Here is a 15,048-nt window from a genome sequence, read left to right on the forward strand (position 1 = left end):
GCAGAATGTCTGACCAATACGCTCATTATTACGACTCGTTTCGCTGGTTGGTACCGTCCAGCCTGAACATCGGTGTTGAATGTTGCCATCGCTGGGCACAGAGCACAGCGCACGCTCGCCAGATCGCTATTTATTTTGAGCACGAGTCTGGGCAAAGAGAAATCTGGACCTATGAGCGCCTGTCTCAGACGGCCAATCAGCTCTCTAACGGGCTCACCCGAATGGGTGTCAAGCGGGGCGATAGGATTGCTGTCGTGCTTGGGCAACGGCCCGAGAATGTCGTTGCGCACATGGCGATCTACAGCCTCGGCGCGGTCGCCCTGCCCCTGTCAAACCTGTTCGGACCAGAAGCACTCGAACAACGGATCAAAGATGCCGAGGCACGGGTCGCCATTTTTGACGAAACATCAAGCACCAATGTGTTGGCCACATTACCGCGTTGCCAGACGTTGAAGCAGCTGATTGGTATCAACGTTCAGGATGAGCGCGTTTTGCATTGGCGCAGTCTGCTCATCCGGCAATCGACTGAGTTCAAACCAGTACAAACTCGCTCAACCGACCCCGCCTTATTGTTGTACACCTCAGGCACCACCGGGTCACCTAAAGGGGCGTTGCTGCCTCACAGTGTGTTAATTGGTAATTTGCCTGGCTTCGTCGCGTCTCAAAACTGGTTTCCTCAGCCAGGGGATGTCTTCTGGTCACCGGCTGACTGGGCTTGGACAGGGGGCCTGATGGATGCCCTATTACCCACACTCTATTTTGGGCAATCCATTGTCGGTACCCGAGGTCGTTTTAGTGCTGAGAGAGCCTTCGAGATCATGGAACGCTACCGCGTGACCAATACCTTCTTGTTCCCGACCGCACTAAAAATCATGATGAAGGCAGTCCCTGTGCCCAGTGAACGTTATCGCTTGGTGCTTCGCTGCATCATGAGCGCCGGAGAAAGCGTGGGTGAAACCGTTTTTTCCTGGTGTCAGCAGGCGTTGGGTATTACCCCCAACGAAATGTTCGGTCAGACTGAAATGAACTATCTCGTAGGCAACAGCCACCAGAAGTGGCCGGCGAAGCCGGGTAGCATGGGTAGACCCTACCCTGGGCATCGCGTGGCCGTGATTGACGATGATGGCAATATTTGCCCTCCTGGCGAGATCGGCGACGTTGCACTCAATCGGTTTGATATCCACGGTCACCCAGATCCCATTTTGTTTCTCGGCTATTGGCGCAATGAAACGGCAACCAATGAGAAATTTACGGGGGATTGGTGCCGCACGGGCGATCTGGCAAAGATGGATAGAGAGGGCTACCTTTGGTATGCGGGTCGAGCCGACGATGTCTTCAAATCCTCAGGTTATCGAATCGGCCCGGGTGAGATTGAGAACTGCTTGCTTGAGCATCCCGCCGTTGCCAACGTCGCCGTCGTCCCGAAACCAGACGAAGAACGAGGCACGCTTGTCAAAGCCTTTATCGTGCTGACCAGTGAATATCAGCGCCATGAAAAACAAGCGGTGATTGAGTCACTGCAACAACATGTGAGCACTCGCTTAGCGCCTTATGAATACCCCAAAGAAATTGAATTCATTGCCGAATTGCCCATGACGACAACGGGCAAGATCCAACGACGCGTCTTGAGACAACTCGAAGAAGGCCGCATCCATCCAAACAAAGTAGCTACCCGCAAGCACAAGCCTCATTAAGCGATCAAACGAGTAAAATCACGCTCATAGTCAACTGACAGGCGTGATTCAATGGCACTTTATCAATTGGGCGACTTAGCGCCTCAAATTCATCCCACGGCATTGGTGTTCGACTCTGCTGATCTGATTGGCGACGTGGTCATCGAAGAAGGGGCCAGCGTTTGGCCTAACGTCAGTATTCGAGGTGATAACACACGCATTCTGGTGGGTGCTCAAAGCAATATACAAGAAGGTAGCGTCTTACACTCAGACGCAGGCGTGCCACTGACCATTGCCCCACGAGTCACTGTCGGCCACCAAGCGATGTTGCATGGTTGCACCATCGACACCGGCACGCTCATTGGGATGCAAGCAATTATTCTGAATCATGCCAAGATCGGTAAAAACTGTTTGATCGGTGCTGGGGCAATTGTCCCTGAGGGGCGCGAAATCCCCGAGGGCAGCTTAGTGATTGGTGTGGGCAAAATTGTGCGTACGATCTCAGCCGAAGAGATTGAAACCATCCAAAAAAACATCATGAACTACGCTCAACGCGCGCAAATGTATCTTAAACAACTCAAGCGTATTGGTTAAGGGGCGTTATGACAGACACGCTCAAAAAATACCTGTTTGCCGATCGCAGTGTTCGCATAGAAAGCGTTCATCTCACCGACACTTGGCGAGCGGCACAAGCTCACCACGACTACGCAGCACCCGTGGCCAGCTTGCTTGGCGAACTCGTGGCAGCCGCCGTCTTGCTGGCCGCCAATCTCAAGTTTGATGGCTCGCTTTTGTTACAAATGCAGGGGGATGGTGCCATCGCACTGATGGTTGCTGAATGTCGTGCCGACTTGAGTGTTCGAGCTACCGTCAAACTGCGTGATCAACCGTTGCCTGAATCAGGTGACTTACAGGCACTGCTCAACCCACACGGCACGGCGAGGTTTATCGTGGTGCTTGACCCCCCGAAAAACACCCCTGGCCGACAAGCTTATCAAGGCATCGTTCCTCTAGAAGGCGATAGTATCAGCGAGGCACTCGAACAGTACATGATTCGATCCGAACAATTGCATACCCAAATTTGGCTATCGGCAGATCGACAAACCTGTGCAGGCTTGCTGCTACAAAGAATGCCTGTGAGTGGTGGCGACGCACAAACCAGTGAAGACGCTGCCGCATTGTCATGGGAGCGCGCGACCGCGTTGAGCAACACGTTAACCGGTCAAGAATTGCTAGAAACGCATCAGGATACGATTATTCATCGTCTGTTCTGGGAAGAAAGTTTGCTCGGTTTTGACGCACAACCAATTACTTGGAAGTGCTCTTGCACCCGCGAACGTGTCACCGACATGCTCAAAATGCTAGGGCAAGCTGAAGTTGACGATATCTTGACAGAACAAGGTAAGGTCGAAGTTGCCTGCGAGTTTTGCGGCAAACCTTATCTCTTTGATGCGATTGATGCCACGAGCCTCTTTCAAACGGTGACGGTCGCAGATAACAAGACGTTACACTGACGACGGTTGTTTCACCAGCATCGATTGCGATGCGATCCTATTGAATTCAAGCGTGGTGGGGTGCGATGTTTATCAACTCTCTTTTTGCATCGATGGTCATCGGGGTTGCGACCTTAATCGGATCCCCCGTTCAAGCGGCTTACCCTGATAGGCCGATCAAAGTCATTGTCCCGTCTGCTGCCGGCGGCGCGGCCGATGTTTTGGTACGAACCCTCACCAATCAAATGTCGATCGACTTGGGCGTGCCCTTTATCGTTGAAAACAAACCCGGTGGCTCATACGTGATCGGGACGATGGAGGCAGTGCGGGCAGCCCCAGATGGCTACACCCTGCTCTACGCAAACGCGGTTTCGCTCGCCACTAACAGTTCTCTGATCAAAAACATCCCGTACCACATTGACACTGATCTCACCATGATCGGCAATGCTTTGCGGGTAGTCAATTTAATGGTGGTCAACAAAGACGTCCCTGTTAACAACGTGCAAGAGCTCATTTCGTACGCGAAGCAGTATCCGGGGAAGTTGGCCTATGGGTCTGAAGGCAACGGCACCACGTCTCACTTGGGTATGGAGCTCTTCAAATCCATGACGGGTATCGATATGGTGCACGTCCCCTACAAAGCCGCAACCAATGCAGTCACTGATTTGTTGGGTGGCAATATTCAGGTGCTGATGATCAACGCCCCCAGCACGGCTAGTCATGTTGAAGCGGGCCGTATGCGAGCCCTTGGTGTCTCAAGTAGCAACCGATCGCCCAGTTTCCCGACCATCCCCACCATCGCTGAGCAAGGGGTCACGGGCTTTGAGTTCACGGCATGGGGAGGCTTGGTCGGGCCCGCGAATCTGCCACAAGATATTGTCGAGAAGCTCAATGCTGCCATGAGAAAGGCGCTAACCAATCCCACCTTGTTAGAAAAGTTTAAGGCCACGGGATCCGAAGCTGAACCAAGTACGCCTGAAGCTTTTCGTCAGATGTCTATCAGCGAGACGGCCAAATGGGCGACAGTCGTGAAGCAATCAGGGGCAAAGGTCGATTGAACCTGTTGTCAGCTCGGTCGCTTAAGCAGTTGGTACGTCACGTTAATCAACGATCTCCGTTCAAACCTCACGCCGCAATAGTCTGCCGGGTCTCTGCCCGGTCGAGCCACCGTCACGCCACACCACCTGCCCGTTGACGATCACGGTATCAATCCCGATAGCTGGCGCGATCGGTTTTTCAAAAGTCGCCCCCTCGTCCACGGTATCGGGGTCGAGTAACGTAAGGTCTGCATAGGCACCTGCTTTCACCAGACCACGGTCTTTAAGGCCGAAGTTTTTGGCAGTCAGGCCCGTCATCTTATGAATCGCAGTCTCTAGAGAAAACAAGCCCATTTTTCGACCATAATGCCCCAGCACACGGGGAAAGCTACCCCACAGTCTTGGATGCGGTGCGGCATCGTGTGGCAGGCCATCTGATCCGATCATGGTGTCGTCAAACTGAAGAATCCGCTGCACATCTTTATCGTCCATCATGTAATAGATGGCACCCGCTGGCAGCAAGCGTTCGACCACCTCTTCGACCGTGCCCCCCATTTTTGCGACGATGTCAGACAAATCCATGCCAGCATACTCGGGCAGTGTCTCTGACCACGTGACCGTGACACGAGTTGCATTGACAACGCGATGCGCAGACAAGATCGTTGAAGATGCGGGGTAGGGATAGCAATCCAGACAGATCTTCTGGTGCTTCATGTGTTGAGAGATGAAATCCAAGGTCTCAGCAGATCGCCCGTAATTTTGAACACCAACCACTTTATGGTGCGATAACACGACCGGGACATCCAACTCACGGCCGATCCTAAACGTCTCAGTCATTGACTCAATAATGTCATCCCCTTCATTGCGCATGTGGGTGCAATAAACACCCCCTAGCTCTCGCATCGGTGCGCAAATGGCAATCACCTCTTCCGTTGGCGCAGCAATGGCGGGCTCATAGTACAAGCCCGTTGAGACACCGATGGCGCCCGCCTCTAGCGCCTCTTTGACCAACGCACGCATGGCCGCGATTTCAGTGTCGTTAGCCGGTGCGTCTAAATCGTCCATGGTGGCTACGCGTAACGTGGTGTGGCCGACCAGCATGGCACAGTTAGTGGCCGCGGGCTGATCGCTCAGGGCTTTGACGTAACTCGCAAAATCTTTGAATCTGAACCACTCGCCATCGCCATCCAATAAATTCAACGGTGGGGTCACTGGGTTGGGAATAGGTCGAGGCATCGGTGCCAACGAGATCCCGCAGTTACCGCCGACGATAGTGGTAATGCCTTGGCTCACCTTGGGGGCCATATCCCCACCCGACAACATCAAACGATCATCGTGGGTATGAGCATCGATAAAACCGGGGGCAACGACTTTGCCGCTGGCATCAATGTCGATATCACCGCTTGCTCGCGAAAGATCGCCAATGCTCGCAATTCTCTCGCCCTTGACGCCGACATCGGCGCTGAATTTTGGGGTACCGGTGCCATCCACGACCCAGCCATTGCGGATCAGTACATCGTAGTGTTCGGTCATGTCGCTATCTCGTGTTGGTTGATGTTGGTGAATATTGAGTCGCGTTGCTTGGCTTCATCGAATTCATCGATTATTGCGTATTTTTGCTAATCGATCACGATATTCAAAACAAGCACACTGGCTTCACACTGCTGTCCTCACTCATTGCACCAGTTCAATAAGCCGATTCATGATTCAACGCGCCAAGCACTGCAGCCCCAAGCACTACAGCCACAACCACAACAAGAACCAACGAGGTGCCAGCTTTGTCGAATTCAACATCGTCGCCCTACCCTTGATCTGCTTATGTTTGCTGGGGATGGAGCTGATTTACTTTAATCAGACGCGTCTGATGGTCACGTTAGCTCTCAACGAAGCCATGCGAACCTGCATCACGCATCATCAACAGCCTTCAGTTACCCTAAGCGCGTTCAATACCGCTTTATTGCCGTTATTCGCCCCCGCAGGCAAACACGCGAGCCTGCGCGCAAAGCAGACTTGGGTGCATCAAGACTTTCTGGCACGGCATCGCTTGCCACCTTGGCAATTACTACATCTCGGCCCAGATCATCGCGACTTTACCGATTTCGCCCACCCCCTGCTGACCCAACGAAATGGGCAAGCCACCATTCGCAACACTTACCTGCTTGAGCAACATCAAGAAAACATACGATTGGGCTGGGTCAATGGCAAAGGTCCTGTATCCCGTCGTGACGTTTTCGAGGCGAATACCGCCTGGCTGCAGTTGACTTACCTGCATCAACCATTCACCCCCGGGGTGGCGCTTGTCATTAAAGCACTCCTGAGGTCGGACGATGAGTACATCCAACGCGCCTATCAACAAGGCTTAATTGCCATTCGGGTAGAACAAAAGGCCTTAATGCAAAGCGACCCGCAGCAGTGGTGAGGTGATCGCTTAACGGACGGGGGGCTTTGCCCGAGAGGGATTGGCCGCCGGGGTTGCGACAACTGGGGGTTTTGCCGCTGATGGTTTCACTTCGGCGGGTTTCGCTGCAGGGGGCTTCACATCGGGCGGGAGTACCTGCACGAAGATCTCATCTTTCTTCATCATCCCAAGCTCACCACGGGCAATTTCTTCGCCTGCTTGTGTGCCAGACTCGAGATCGTTGATCTCTGCCTGAAGGGCCTGATTTCTGAGCATCAAGCCCTCGTTGATATTTTTTTGACCGGCCAGTTGCTCTTGTAGTTCTCTGACTTCAAACCAGCCACCGCGCCCTTTCCAGAGTGGATACTGAATCAGGGCGACGAGTGCCAGCAGAATAATGAACAGCAAGCGCATTGGCTCGGCTTATCCGCGATTAACGCAAATTGTAGAAAGCTTCACGACCTGGATAGCTAGCCACTTCAGCAAGTTCTTCTTCAATACGCAAGAGCTGATTGTATTTCGCCATGCGATCTGAGCGCGACAATGAGCCTGTTTTGATTTGCATCGCGTTGGTCGCCACGGCAATATCAGCAATGGTCGAGTCTTCAGTTTCACCTGAACGATGTGAGACGACTGCCGTGTAACCTGCACGTTTGGCCATTTCGATGGCAGCAAAGGTTTCGGTCAAGGTGCCAATCTGGTTGATCTTGATGAGGATCGAGTTGGCAATCCCTTGCTGAATTCCTTGCTTCAGAATCTTGGTGTTCGTGACGAACAGATCATCACCCACCAATTGGACTTTTTTACCCAACTGGTCGCTGAGCAACTTCCAGCCGTCCCAGTCGTTCTCAGCCATCCCATCTTCAATCGAAATGATGGGGTACTTATCGCACCAGGTTGCTAATAAATTAGTGAATTCTTGTGACGACAACTTGATGCCACCTTCCCCTTCAAGCACGTATTTACCATCACGGTAAAACTCAGAGGCAGCACAATCCAGGCCCAAGGCAATCTGACGGCCTGGCTCGTAACCAGCCATTTCAATAGCACGCAAGATCATTTGAATCGCTGCCTCGTGATTTGGTACGTTGGGGGCAAAACCACCTTCGTCACCCACAGCGGTCGACATGCCTTGGTCATTGATAATTTTTTTCAGTGCATGAAAAGTTTCTGCGCCCATCTGCATGGCCTGACGAAAACTCGATGCACCGATCGGCAAAATCATCAGCTCTTGCAGGTCAAGCGTGTTGTTGGCATGCGCACCGCCATTGATCACATTCATCATCGGCACGGGCATGCTCATCGGGCCACTGCCGCCGAAATAGCGGTACAACGAAAGCCCTGACTCATCGGCAGCCGCGCGAGCGACAGCCATGCTGGCCGCCAGAATGGCGTTAGCGCCCAAACGCCCTTTCGCCTCGGTACCGTCCAATTCAATCAGGGTACGGTCAACAAACGTTTGCTCTTGTGCATCCAAGCCCATCAGCGCTTCGGATATTTCGGTATTGAGATTTTCAACCGCGCGCAACACGCCTTTACCCAAGTATCGTTTTTTGTCGCCATCGCGCAACTCAATGGCTTCACGTGAGCCAGTCGAAGCACCCGACGGGACAGACGCCCGCCCCATGGCACCTGATTCAAGCAGCACGTCACACTCGACCGTGGGATTGCCGCGCGAATCGAGAATTTCGCGGCCGATAATGTCAACAATTGAACTCATTGCTTGATTTCCTATATTTAAAAATGAATCTATGCCACGGTGTTGATTGTGTTTTCAAGAAAACCCGCTTTCTTGACCACTGAATCAATGTCCATCAACGTCGTCAGTAACGCTTTCATGGCGTACAACGGAACCGCATTGGGGCCATCAGACATTGCCTTGGAGGGATCGGGATGAGTCTCCATGAAGAGACCCGACACACCGGCTGCAACTGCCGCACGTGCCAGCACGGGCACAAACTCTCGCTGACCACCCGACGACGTCCCTTGCCCACCGGGCAGCTGTACCGAGTGCGTTGCATCGAACACCACTGGGCACGCGGTTTCGCGCATGATCGCCAGCGAACGCATGTCAGACACCAAGTTGTTGTAACCAAATGACGCACCACGCTCACAAACCATCAAAGCCTCTGCCACACCAGCAGCTTTTGCCGCTGCGCGGGCTTTTGTTACCACTTGCAACATATCGTGTGGGGCCAGAAACTGACCTTTCTTGATATTGACCGGCTTACCACTTGCTGCGCAAGCGTGAATAAAGTCAGTCTGTCTGCACAAAAACGCGGGGGTTTGCAGCACATCAACCGCTTGCGCCACCACCTTAATTTGATCAATGCTGTGTACGTCAGTCAGAACAGGGACGCCCAACGCCGCCCGAATGTCAGCCAAAATCTGCAAGCCTTCATGCATCCCCGGGCCTCGGTACGAAGAACCAGAGCTTCGATTGGCTTTATCGAACGAGCTTTTATAAATAAAAGGAATCCCCAGACCCGCCGTCACTTCTTTCAGCAACCCTGCCGTATCGAAAGCCATCTGACGCGATTCAATCACGCACGGCCCCGCAATCAGAAAAAAAGGCTGGTTTAAACCAATCTCAAATCCGCAAAGCTTCATGATTTCACTTGGCCAGCTTGCTGTTTAGCCAACGCGGCGCGCACATAGCTGGTAAACAAGGGATGACCGTCTCTTGGTGTAGAAGTAAATTCTGGATGAAACTGCACACCAACAAACCAAGGATGATCTGGGATTTCAGCGATCTCGGGCAGGTTCTCTGTCGGCGTGCGGGCACTGATCACCATACCGGCTGCTTCAAGCTTAGGCACGTAGAGGTTATTGACTTCATAACGATGCCGATGACGCTCGTTGACCTCGTCCCCATAGATCTCATGCGCGAGCGTATTGGGCTTGACGGGGCAACGTTGTGACCCTTTGCGCATGGTGCCGCCAAGATCCGATTGCTCATCGCGGCGTTCAACTTTACCTTCGCGATCCATCCACTCATTGATCAAAGCAACGACAGGGTGGGGAGTCTCAGCATTAAATTCAGTACTGTTTGCATCGGCCAAACCGGCCACATCACGGGCAAACTCAATCACGGCCAGTTGCATGCCCAAACAAATGCCCAGGTAAGGCACCTTGTGCTCACGAGCGAAACGGATTGCGGCAATTTTTCCTTCGGTCCCCCGTTTACCGAAACCACCGGGCACGAGAATGGCATCAAAGCGCTCGAGGATCGCCGTGCCCTTCTCTTCGATCTCTTCAGAGTCAATATATTCGACCACGACATTAGCGCGCGTGTGAATGCCGGCGTGAATCAAGGCTTCGGTCAGCGATTTATACGATTCAGTCAGGTCAACATACTTGCCAACCATGGCGATATGAACTTCGTGCTCAGGATGTTCAAGCGCTTGAACCAAGCCGTCCCACATCGTGAGATCTGCAGGCGGTGCCTGGATATTCAAGGCCTCGAGGATCAAGTCATCCAAACCCTGTTTTTGTAACATGGTTGGGATTTTATAGATGGAATCCGCATCCCAGACCGAAATCACCGCATCCAGCGGCACATTCGAAAACAAGGAAATCTTGGCACGTTCTTCGTCGGGCACTGGCCTATCCGCACGACAGAGCAGCGCATGGGGGATCACGCCGATTTCGCGCAATTTCTGCACAGAATGCTGTGTTGGCTTAGTCTTGAGTTCGCCCGCAGAGGCGATGAAGGGCAATAGCGTCAAGTGGATAAACGCCGCGTTATGACGCCCCAGCCGAAGACTCATCTGGCGCGCCGCCTCTAAAAACGGCAGAGATTCGATATCGCCGACCGTGCCACCAATCTCAACGATCGCCACATCCGTTTGCCCATCCCAAGCCTGCTCGGCCCCGCGCGCAATGAAATCCTGGATCTCATTGGTGATATGGGGAATCACCTGTACCGTCTTGCCCAGATACTCGCCCCGGCGCTCTTTGCGCAACACAGATTCGTATATCTGGCCGGTCGTGAAATTATTGGATTTGCGCATCTTCGACGAAATGAAGCGCTCGTAATGGCCGAGGTCAAGATCGGTCTCGGCACCGTCTTCGGTGACGAAGACCTCGCCATGCTGAAACGGGCTCATCGTGCCCGGATCGACGTTAATGTAGGGATCTAATTTGAGCATCGTGACTTTCAAGCCACGTGACTCGAGGATTGCTGCAAGAGATGCGGCGGCTATCCCTTTACCTAAGGAAGAAACCACGCCACCGGTGACAAATACGTATTTGGTCATGTCATATACGCGCCCGAGAAGAAGCGCATGCTGGAAATTTGGATTATAGCCTCGCAAGTAAACTCTGCGGTGCTGTCAATCGGCCAAACACCAATAAATTTATACTCAGACCGGTTCTGTGCGTGTCATTAACCAAGTAAGTGCGTCGCCAGACAGCCTGGGGGCCAGACGCTCTCTCACCGTGGCGTGGTAGCGATTGAGCCAATCTTTCTCGGTTTGATCTAAGTGATCCAATAAAATCGGCCGGGTATCAATGGGACACAGCGTCAACGTTTCAAACTGTAAAAACTCGCCAAATTCTGACTCACCTGCCGACTGATTGCACACGAGATTTTCGATCCGAATCCCCCACCGCCCTGGTCGGTATAAGCCTGGCTCATTCGAGGTAATCATGCCCACACGCATGGCGGTGTGCAGAGCAGGCTGTGCCCGATAGGAAATCACCTGTGGCCCTTCGTGCACATTGAGAAAATAGCCAACGCCGTGCCCCGTCCCGTGGCCATATTCAGCCAGTCTAGCCCACAAAGGTGCCCTGGCCACCACATCTAACATGGGCGCGGGCACCCCTTCTGGAAATTTCAGCCGCGACAACGCAATCATCGCCTTCAAGACCGACGTGTAATCTTCTTTTTGTGCTTGGCTCGGCTGCCCGACGGGGACCACACGGGTGATATCTGTCGTGCCACCTAAATACTGCCCGCCCGAATCAATCAATAACAGCCCGTCGCCCTCAATTTTTGCAAAGGATTCGGGGGTGGCTCGGTAATGCGGCATCGCACCATTGGCGTTGAAAGCAGCGATTGTCGCAAAGCTCGGTGACACAAACCCGAATTGAGTGGCCCGCAAATCAAGCAGCTTCTCATCAATCTGCAGCTCGTCAAGTGCGGGCTGGTCTGGTTGATTCACGTGGGCTTCAAACCAGGCAAAAAACTCGCACAAGGCAGCGCCATCAAGCTCCATGACCCGTCTGACATGCCTGAGCTCATGTCGGGTTTTTTGCGACTTCATGAACGTGCTGGGATTGATCTGACGCACGGTTTTGATGGTGATCTGATCGATCAAACCGCACGTGGTACGGGCCGGATCAAACAGCAAGGTGTCTGTGACAGGCAGCCCTCTTAGCGTGACAGCGGCATCTTCATACGGTAAAACCACCACTCGCTCGGCTTTCAGCTCATCCGCAAGCGGCGGCGGGATTTTACCTTTGGCAATGAATAACCTCGTTAACCCTTCGCTGATCAACAGGTGTGACAAGAAGACTGGGTTGTAATCGACGTCGCTGCCACGCAGGTTCAATAACCAGGCAATATCGTCGAGCGTCGAGATCAGATGCCATTGCGCGCCTGCGTCTCTCATCGCCTCACGCACTCGGGCAATCTTGGCTGTGCGCCCTTCGCCGGCATACTCAAGAGAAAAATCCAGCACGGGCGCTTTCGGCAAGGGGGGACGATCTGCCCAGCAGAGCCCAGGTACATCGAGATCTAATCTGAGAATAATGCCTGCGTCTTTGGTCTCAGCAACTAGCGTGTCACGAGCACTCAAACTCAAAGCCCGACCATCAATGACAATCGTGTCGCCCGCATTCAAGTGACTTGCCAGCCACTCGACGTGCCCTGGATCGCCGCCGCTACCTAGCTTCATCATCACAAAGCCAGTGCCTGCTAACTCTGTCTCAGCTTGCACCCAATAGCGACTATCAACCCAGACGCCAGCAAAATCCTGAGTGATCACCACCGTACCGACCGAGCCCGTAAAACCAGTCAGCCAACGGCGTATCTGCCAGTATTCGGGCAAGTATTCTGACAAATGCGGATCTGCCGAAGGGATTAAGCACGCCTGAACACCTTCGCGGGACATGACACTGCGTATTGCAGCTAGCTTGAGGGATTGATCCATGGTGACTCGCGATTTAACTTGCACGGTGACGGTTGCCAATGCGTTCACCCAGGTAAGCAACGAAACCGGGTAACAACGACAGAATAATAATAGCGATAAGCACCAAGGTCAGGTTATCGCGAATGAAGGGCAGATTGCCAAAAAGATAACCGACCAGCGTGAGTGAGATCACCCAAAGCAAGCCACCGCTCACGTTAAACAGAAAAAATTTGCTGGAGTGCATCCGACCAAACCCCGCGGCGAAGGGTGCCATGGTTCGCACAATGGGCAAAAAGCGAGCGATGATAATGGTCTTACCACCGTGGCGCTCAAAAAAACTTTGTGTGTAAACCAAATGATCTTGACTAATCAATCTGGTGCGTTGAATCAAAGCCTGACCGAACCAGCGCCCCACCGCATAGTTCACGGCATCACCAAGGATAGCGGCGACAGATAGCAAACCCATCACCAACAAAGGATCCATCTTACCAACGGCACAAATCGCGCCTGCCACAAAAAGCAGCGAGTCACCTGGCAAAAAGGGGGCAAACACCAGGCCCGTTTCGGCAAAAACAATGATGAATAACAGCGCGTAAATCCAGTTACCATTTTGCGCAATGAAATCCAACATCGTTTTGTCGATGTGCAACAGAAGATTTAATAAGCTTGTGATGAGATCCATTGGATTACCGTTAGTTTGACGACAGACACGAAGCGTGAAAGTTGCCGCATTGTAGTCATCGAACGGTCAGTTAATGTCAATGTCATTAAAGTACAGGCCTGTATCAGGCTGAACGTAAACCCCGGACAAGCGCCGGTTTTTAACAAACAAAATATCTGACGTCACGAGAAAAGCCCACGGTGCCTCACGCCAAATAATGTCTTGCGCGTCTGCATACAGCCTAGCGCGTTCAGTGTCGTCACGAGTTTCGAGCGCCGCCGCAAGCTCTGCATCGACCGTATCATTTGAGTAATAAGCGGTATTGTTCGCATTGGGGGGGGCTGAGGCTGAACCGAACAACGGCTGCAACGCCCAATCAGACTCACCCGTGCCCGACGACCACGTCGAGTAATAAAGCCTGACTTTTGCATCTTCTGGCTTCTGCACCTTGGTCACGCGTGCCGCCCGATGAGCGTTGTCCAGAATATCAATGGTGGTTTTGATCCCAACTTCATTGAGGGCCGATTGCAAAAACTGCACGATCCGAATGGACACCGGATCGTCATACGCAGACCATAACGTCGTTTCAAATCCATTGGGGTATCCCGCTTCAGCCAACAACTGTTTTGCTTGATGAGGATCGAAAGGCCAAGCACCCGTTCGTTTGGAATATTGCACCCCGATTGGCACGACCCCCGTGGCGGGATTCGCGTGACCAAGGTAAATCACTCGCGCAAGCGCCTGCTTATCAATTGCGTAATTGATTGCCCGTCGAACCTTTACATCGTTAAACGGTTTCTCTCTGACATTCATCGACACGTAGCGAGCCATGATTGAAGGCCCATTATCGACAACTTCTAGGTTTTCACTTTGTTTGAGTTCATCAATCACCTCAAGTTTGACCGGATATTCGAATTGCACCTCGCCCGATTTGATCAGGGCAACTCGAGCGACGTCATCAAGCACGGTACGAAAAGTCAACGTATCAATCTTGGGCAGGCCTTTAGCCCAGTAGCGATCAAACTTTTCAACTCGCAAATACTCATTAGGCTTAAAGTCAACAAACTTAAACGGACCAGTGCCAACCGGATGGCGGTTAATGGCCCCACCATACTCAGCCAACGCTTTGGGTGAAATCATCATGGCACCGGGGTTGGCCAGCACGTTGAGAAAGGCAGAATAAGGCTCACCCAAGGTCACACGGACGGTGTAAGGATCTATCACCTCAGTCTTTTTAATTCGACTGAATTGCCAGTGGCGGGCCAACTTTAGCTCAGCGCTGGACATCCGATCGAGATTGACTTTGACGGCTTGCGCATCGAATTTGCTACCATCGTGAAACCTGACGTTGGGTCTGAGCTTAAGGTAATAGACGAGGCCGTCACGAGAAATGCTCGCCCCAAGCGCCAGCTTTGGCTGCAATTTCAGATGTTCATCAAACTCGTACAGACCTTCGTAATAGGCTTTACCGACGGACAGCGTCATAGAGCTTGTCGAGTCATGCGGGTCAAGCGTATCTAAAACCACCGAGACAGCCAGGGTAACGTCCTTGGATGCGAATGCGGGTGCAGAGATCGACAGACTCGCGGCTAGCCAAACGGCCGCGTAAAAACGATTCAATAATCGAAAACACATTGCAGAACATCCTATGA

13 protein-coding genes are annotated in these 15,048 nt (G+C 52.6%); 5 read left to right on the forward strand and 8 right to left on the reverse strand.

What is annotated here, in order from left to right:
* Nucleotides 1–5 precede the first annotated feature (5 nt).
* The 4 genes from AC1W8Y_RS09430 to AC1W8Y_RS09445 all read left to right on the forward strand — a co-directional run bounded on the left by AC1W8Y_RS09430 (nt 6) and on the right by AC1W8Y_RS09445 (nt 4,224).
* Nucleotides 6–1,694 (forward strand): acetate--CoA ligase, encoded by a 1,689-nt coding sequence (locus tag AC1W8Y_RS09430; RefSeq protein ID WP_482014220.1) that lies wholly within the window; start codon nt 6–8, stop codon nt 1,692–1,694.
* A gap of 51 nt (nt 1,695–1,745) precedes the next feature.
* On the forward strand, nt 1,746–2,267 hold the full coding sequence (locus AC1W8Y_RS09435; protein WP_482014221.1) for a gamma carbonic anhydrase family protein: 522 nt from the start codon (nt 1,746–1,748) through the stop codon (nt 2,265–2,267).
* Between the two features lie 8 nt (nt 2,268–2,275).
* Complete coding sequence (gene hslO / locus AC1W8Y_RS09440; protein WP_482014222.1) at nt 2,276–3,187, forward strand: Hsp33 family molecular chaperone HslO; 912 nt, start codon at nt 2,276–2,278, stop codon at nt 3,185–3,187.
* Nucleotides 3,188–3,252: 65 nt separating this feature from the next.
* Nucleotides 3,253–4,224: a Bug family tripartite tricarboxylate transporter substrate binding protein gene (locus tag AC1W8Y_RS09445; RefSeq protein ID WP_482014223.1), complete on the forward strand. Its 972-nt coding sequence runs from the start codon at nt 3,253–3,255 to the stop codon at nt 4,222–4,224.
* A gap of 60 nt (nt 4,225–4,284) precedes the next feature.
* On the opposite strand, the gene AC1W8Y_RS09450 is transcribed toward AC1W8Y_RS09445, so the two are convergent.
* Nucleotides 4,285–5,736, reverse strand: coding sequence for an N-acyl-D-amino-acid deacylase family protein (locus tag AC1W8Y_RS09450; RefSeq protein ID WP_482014224.1), 1,452 nt, complete (start codon nt 5,734–5,736; stop codon nt 4,285–4,287).
* A gap of 169 nt (nt 5,737–5,905) precedes the next feature.
* Between AC1W8Y_RS09450 and AC1W8Y_RS09455 the strand changes: the two genes are divergently transcribed.
* Complete coding sequence (locus AC1W8Y_RS09455) at nt 5,906–6,622, forward strand: TadE/TadG family type IV pilus assembly protein (protein WP_482014225.1); 717 nt, start codon at nt 5,906–5,908, stop codon at nt 6,620–6,622.
* Nucleotides 6,623–6,631: 9 nt separating this feature from the next.
* Here the strand turns inward: AC1W8Y_RS09455 and ftsB are convergent, their stop codons facing one another.
* The 7 genes from ftsB to gsiB form a co-directional block, all read right to left on the reverse strand.
* Entirely contained in the window at nt 6,632–7,015 is a 384-nt protein-coding gene (gene ftsB, locus AC1W8Y_RS09460; RefSeq protein ID WP_482014226.1) for a cell division protein FtsB, read from the reverse strand.
* Between the two features lie 19 nt (nt 7,016–7,034).
* Nucleotides 7,035–8,321, reverse strand: a complete 1,287-nt coding sequence (eno, locus tag AC1W8Y_RS09465; RefSeq protein ID WP_482014227.1) for a phosphopyruvate hydratase — start codon at nt 8,319–8,321, stop codon at nt 7,035–7,037.
* A 29-nt stretch (nt 8,322–8,350) separates the two neighbouring features.
* Complete coding sequence (gene kdsA / locus AC1W8Y_RS09470) at nt 8,351–9,211, reverse strand: 3-deoxy-8-phosphooctulonate synthase (protein WP_482014228.1); 861 nt, start codon at nt 9,209–9,211, stop codon at nt 8,351–8,353.
* Nucleotides 9,208–10,860 (reverse strand): CTP synthase, encoded by a 1,653-nt coding sequence (locus AC1W8Y_RS09475; protein ID WP_482014229.1) that lies wholly within the window; start codon nt 10,858–10,860, stop codon nt 9,208–9,210. The genes kdsA and AC1W8Y_RS09475 overlap by 4 nt, the downstream gene beginning before the upstream one ends.
* A gap of 105 nt (nt 10,861–10,965) precedes the next feature.
* Nucleotides 10,966–12,756 carry a M24 family metallopeptidase gene (locus AC1W8Y_RS09480; RefSeq protein WP_482014282.1) on the reverse strand — a complete coding sequence of 597 codons (1,791 nt, stop codon included), beginning with the start codon at nt 12,754–12,756 and terminating at the stop codon, nt 10,966–10,968.
* A gap of 13 nt (nt 12,757–12,769) precedes the next feature.
* Nucleotides 12,770–13,417, reverse strand: a complete 648-nt coding sequence (locus AC1W8Y_RS09485) for a DedA family protein (protein ID WP_482014230.1) — start codon at nt 13,415–13,417, stop codon at nt 12,770–12,772.
* 66 nt (nt 13,418–13,483) lie between these two features.
* The gene (gsiB, locus tag AC1W8Y_RS09490) at nt 13,484–15,031 is read right to left on the reverse strand and encodes a glutathione ABC transporter substrate-binding protein GsiB (protein ID WP_482014231.1); all 1,548 of its coding nucleotides are present in this window, start codon (nt 15,029–15,031) and stop codon (nt 13,484–13,486) included.
* Nucleotides 15,032–15,048: the final 17 nt, after the last annotated feature.

Source organism: Jezberella sp. (genome assembly GCF_964834465.1).

Bases quoted from the DNA above. Each gene is read 5' to 3' on its own strand.
- AC1W8Y_RS09430 (WP_482014220.1), top strand. From the start codon at position 6: ATGTCTGACCAATACGCTCATTATTACGACTCGTTTCGCTGGTTGGTA.
- AC1W8Y_RS09435 (WP_482014221.1), top strand. From the start codon at position 1,746: ATGGCACTTTATCAATTGGGCGACTTAGCGCCTCAAATTCATCCCACG.
- hslO (WP_482014222.1), top strand. From the start codon at position 2,276: ATGACAGACACGCTCAAAAAATACCTGTTTGCCGATCGCAGTGTTCGC.
- AC1W8Y_RS09445 (WP_482014223.1), top strand. From the start codon at position 3,253: ATGTTTATCAACTCTCTTTTTGCATCGATGGTCATCGGGGTTGCGACC.
- AC1W8Y_RS09450 (WP_482014224.1), bottom strand. From the start codon at position 5,736: ATGACCGAACACTACGATGTACTGATCCGCAATGGCTGGGTCGTGGAT.
- AC1W8Y_RS09455 (WP_482014225.1), top strand. From the start codon at position 5,906: ATGATTCAACGCGCCAAGCACTGCAGCCCCAAGCACTACAGCCACAAC.
- ftsB (WP_482014226.1), bottom strand. From the start codon at position 7,015: ATGCGCTTGCTGTTCATTATTCTGCTGGCACTCGTCGCCCTGATTCAG.
- eno (WP_482014227.1), bottom strand. From the start codon at position 8,321: ATGAGTTCAATTGTTGACATTATCGGCCGCGAAATTCTCGATTCGCGC.
- kdsA (WP_482014228.1), bottom strand. From the start codon at position 9,211: ATGAAGCTTTGCGGATTTGAGATTGGTTTAAACCAGCCTTTTTTTCTG.
- AC1W8Y_RS09475 (WP_482014229.1), bottom strand. From the start codon at position 10,860: ATGACCAAATACGTATTTGTCACCGGTGGCGTGGTTTCTTCCTTAGGT.
- AC1W8Y_RS09480 (WP_482014282.1), bottom strand. From the start codon at position 12,756: ATGGATCAATCCCTCAAGCTAGCTGCAATACGCAGTGTCATGTCCCGC.
- AC1W8Y_RS09485 (WP_482014230.1), bottom strand. From the start codon at position 13,417: ATGGATCTCATCACAAGCTTATTAAATCTTCTGTTGCACATCGACAAA.
- gsiB (WP_482014231.1), bottom strand. From the start codon at position 15,031: ATGTGTTTTCGATTATTGAATCGTTTTTACGCGGCCGTTTGGCTAGCC.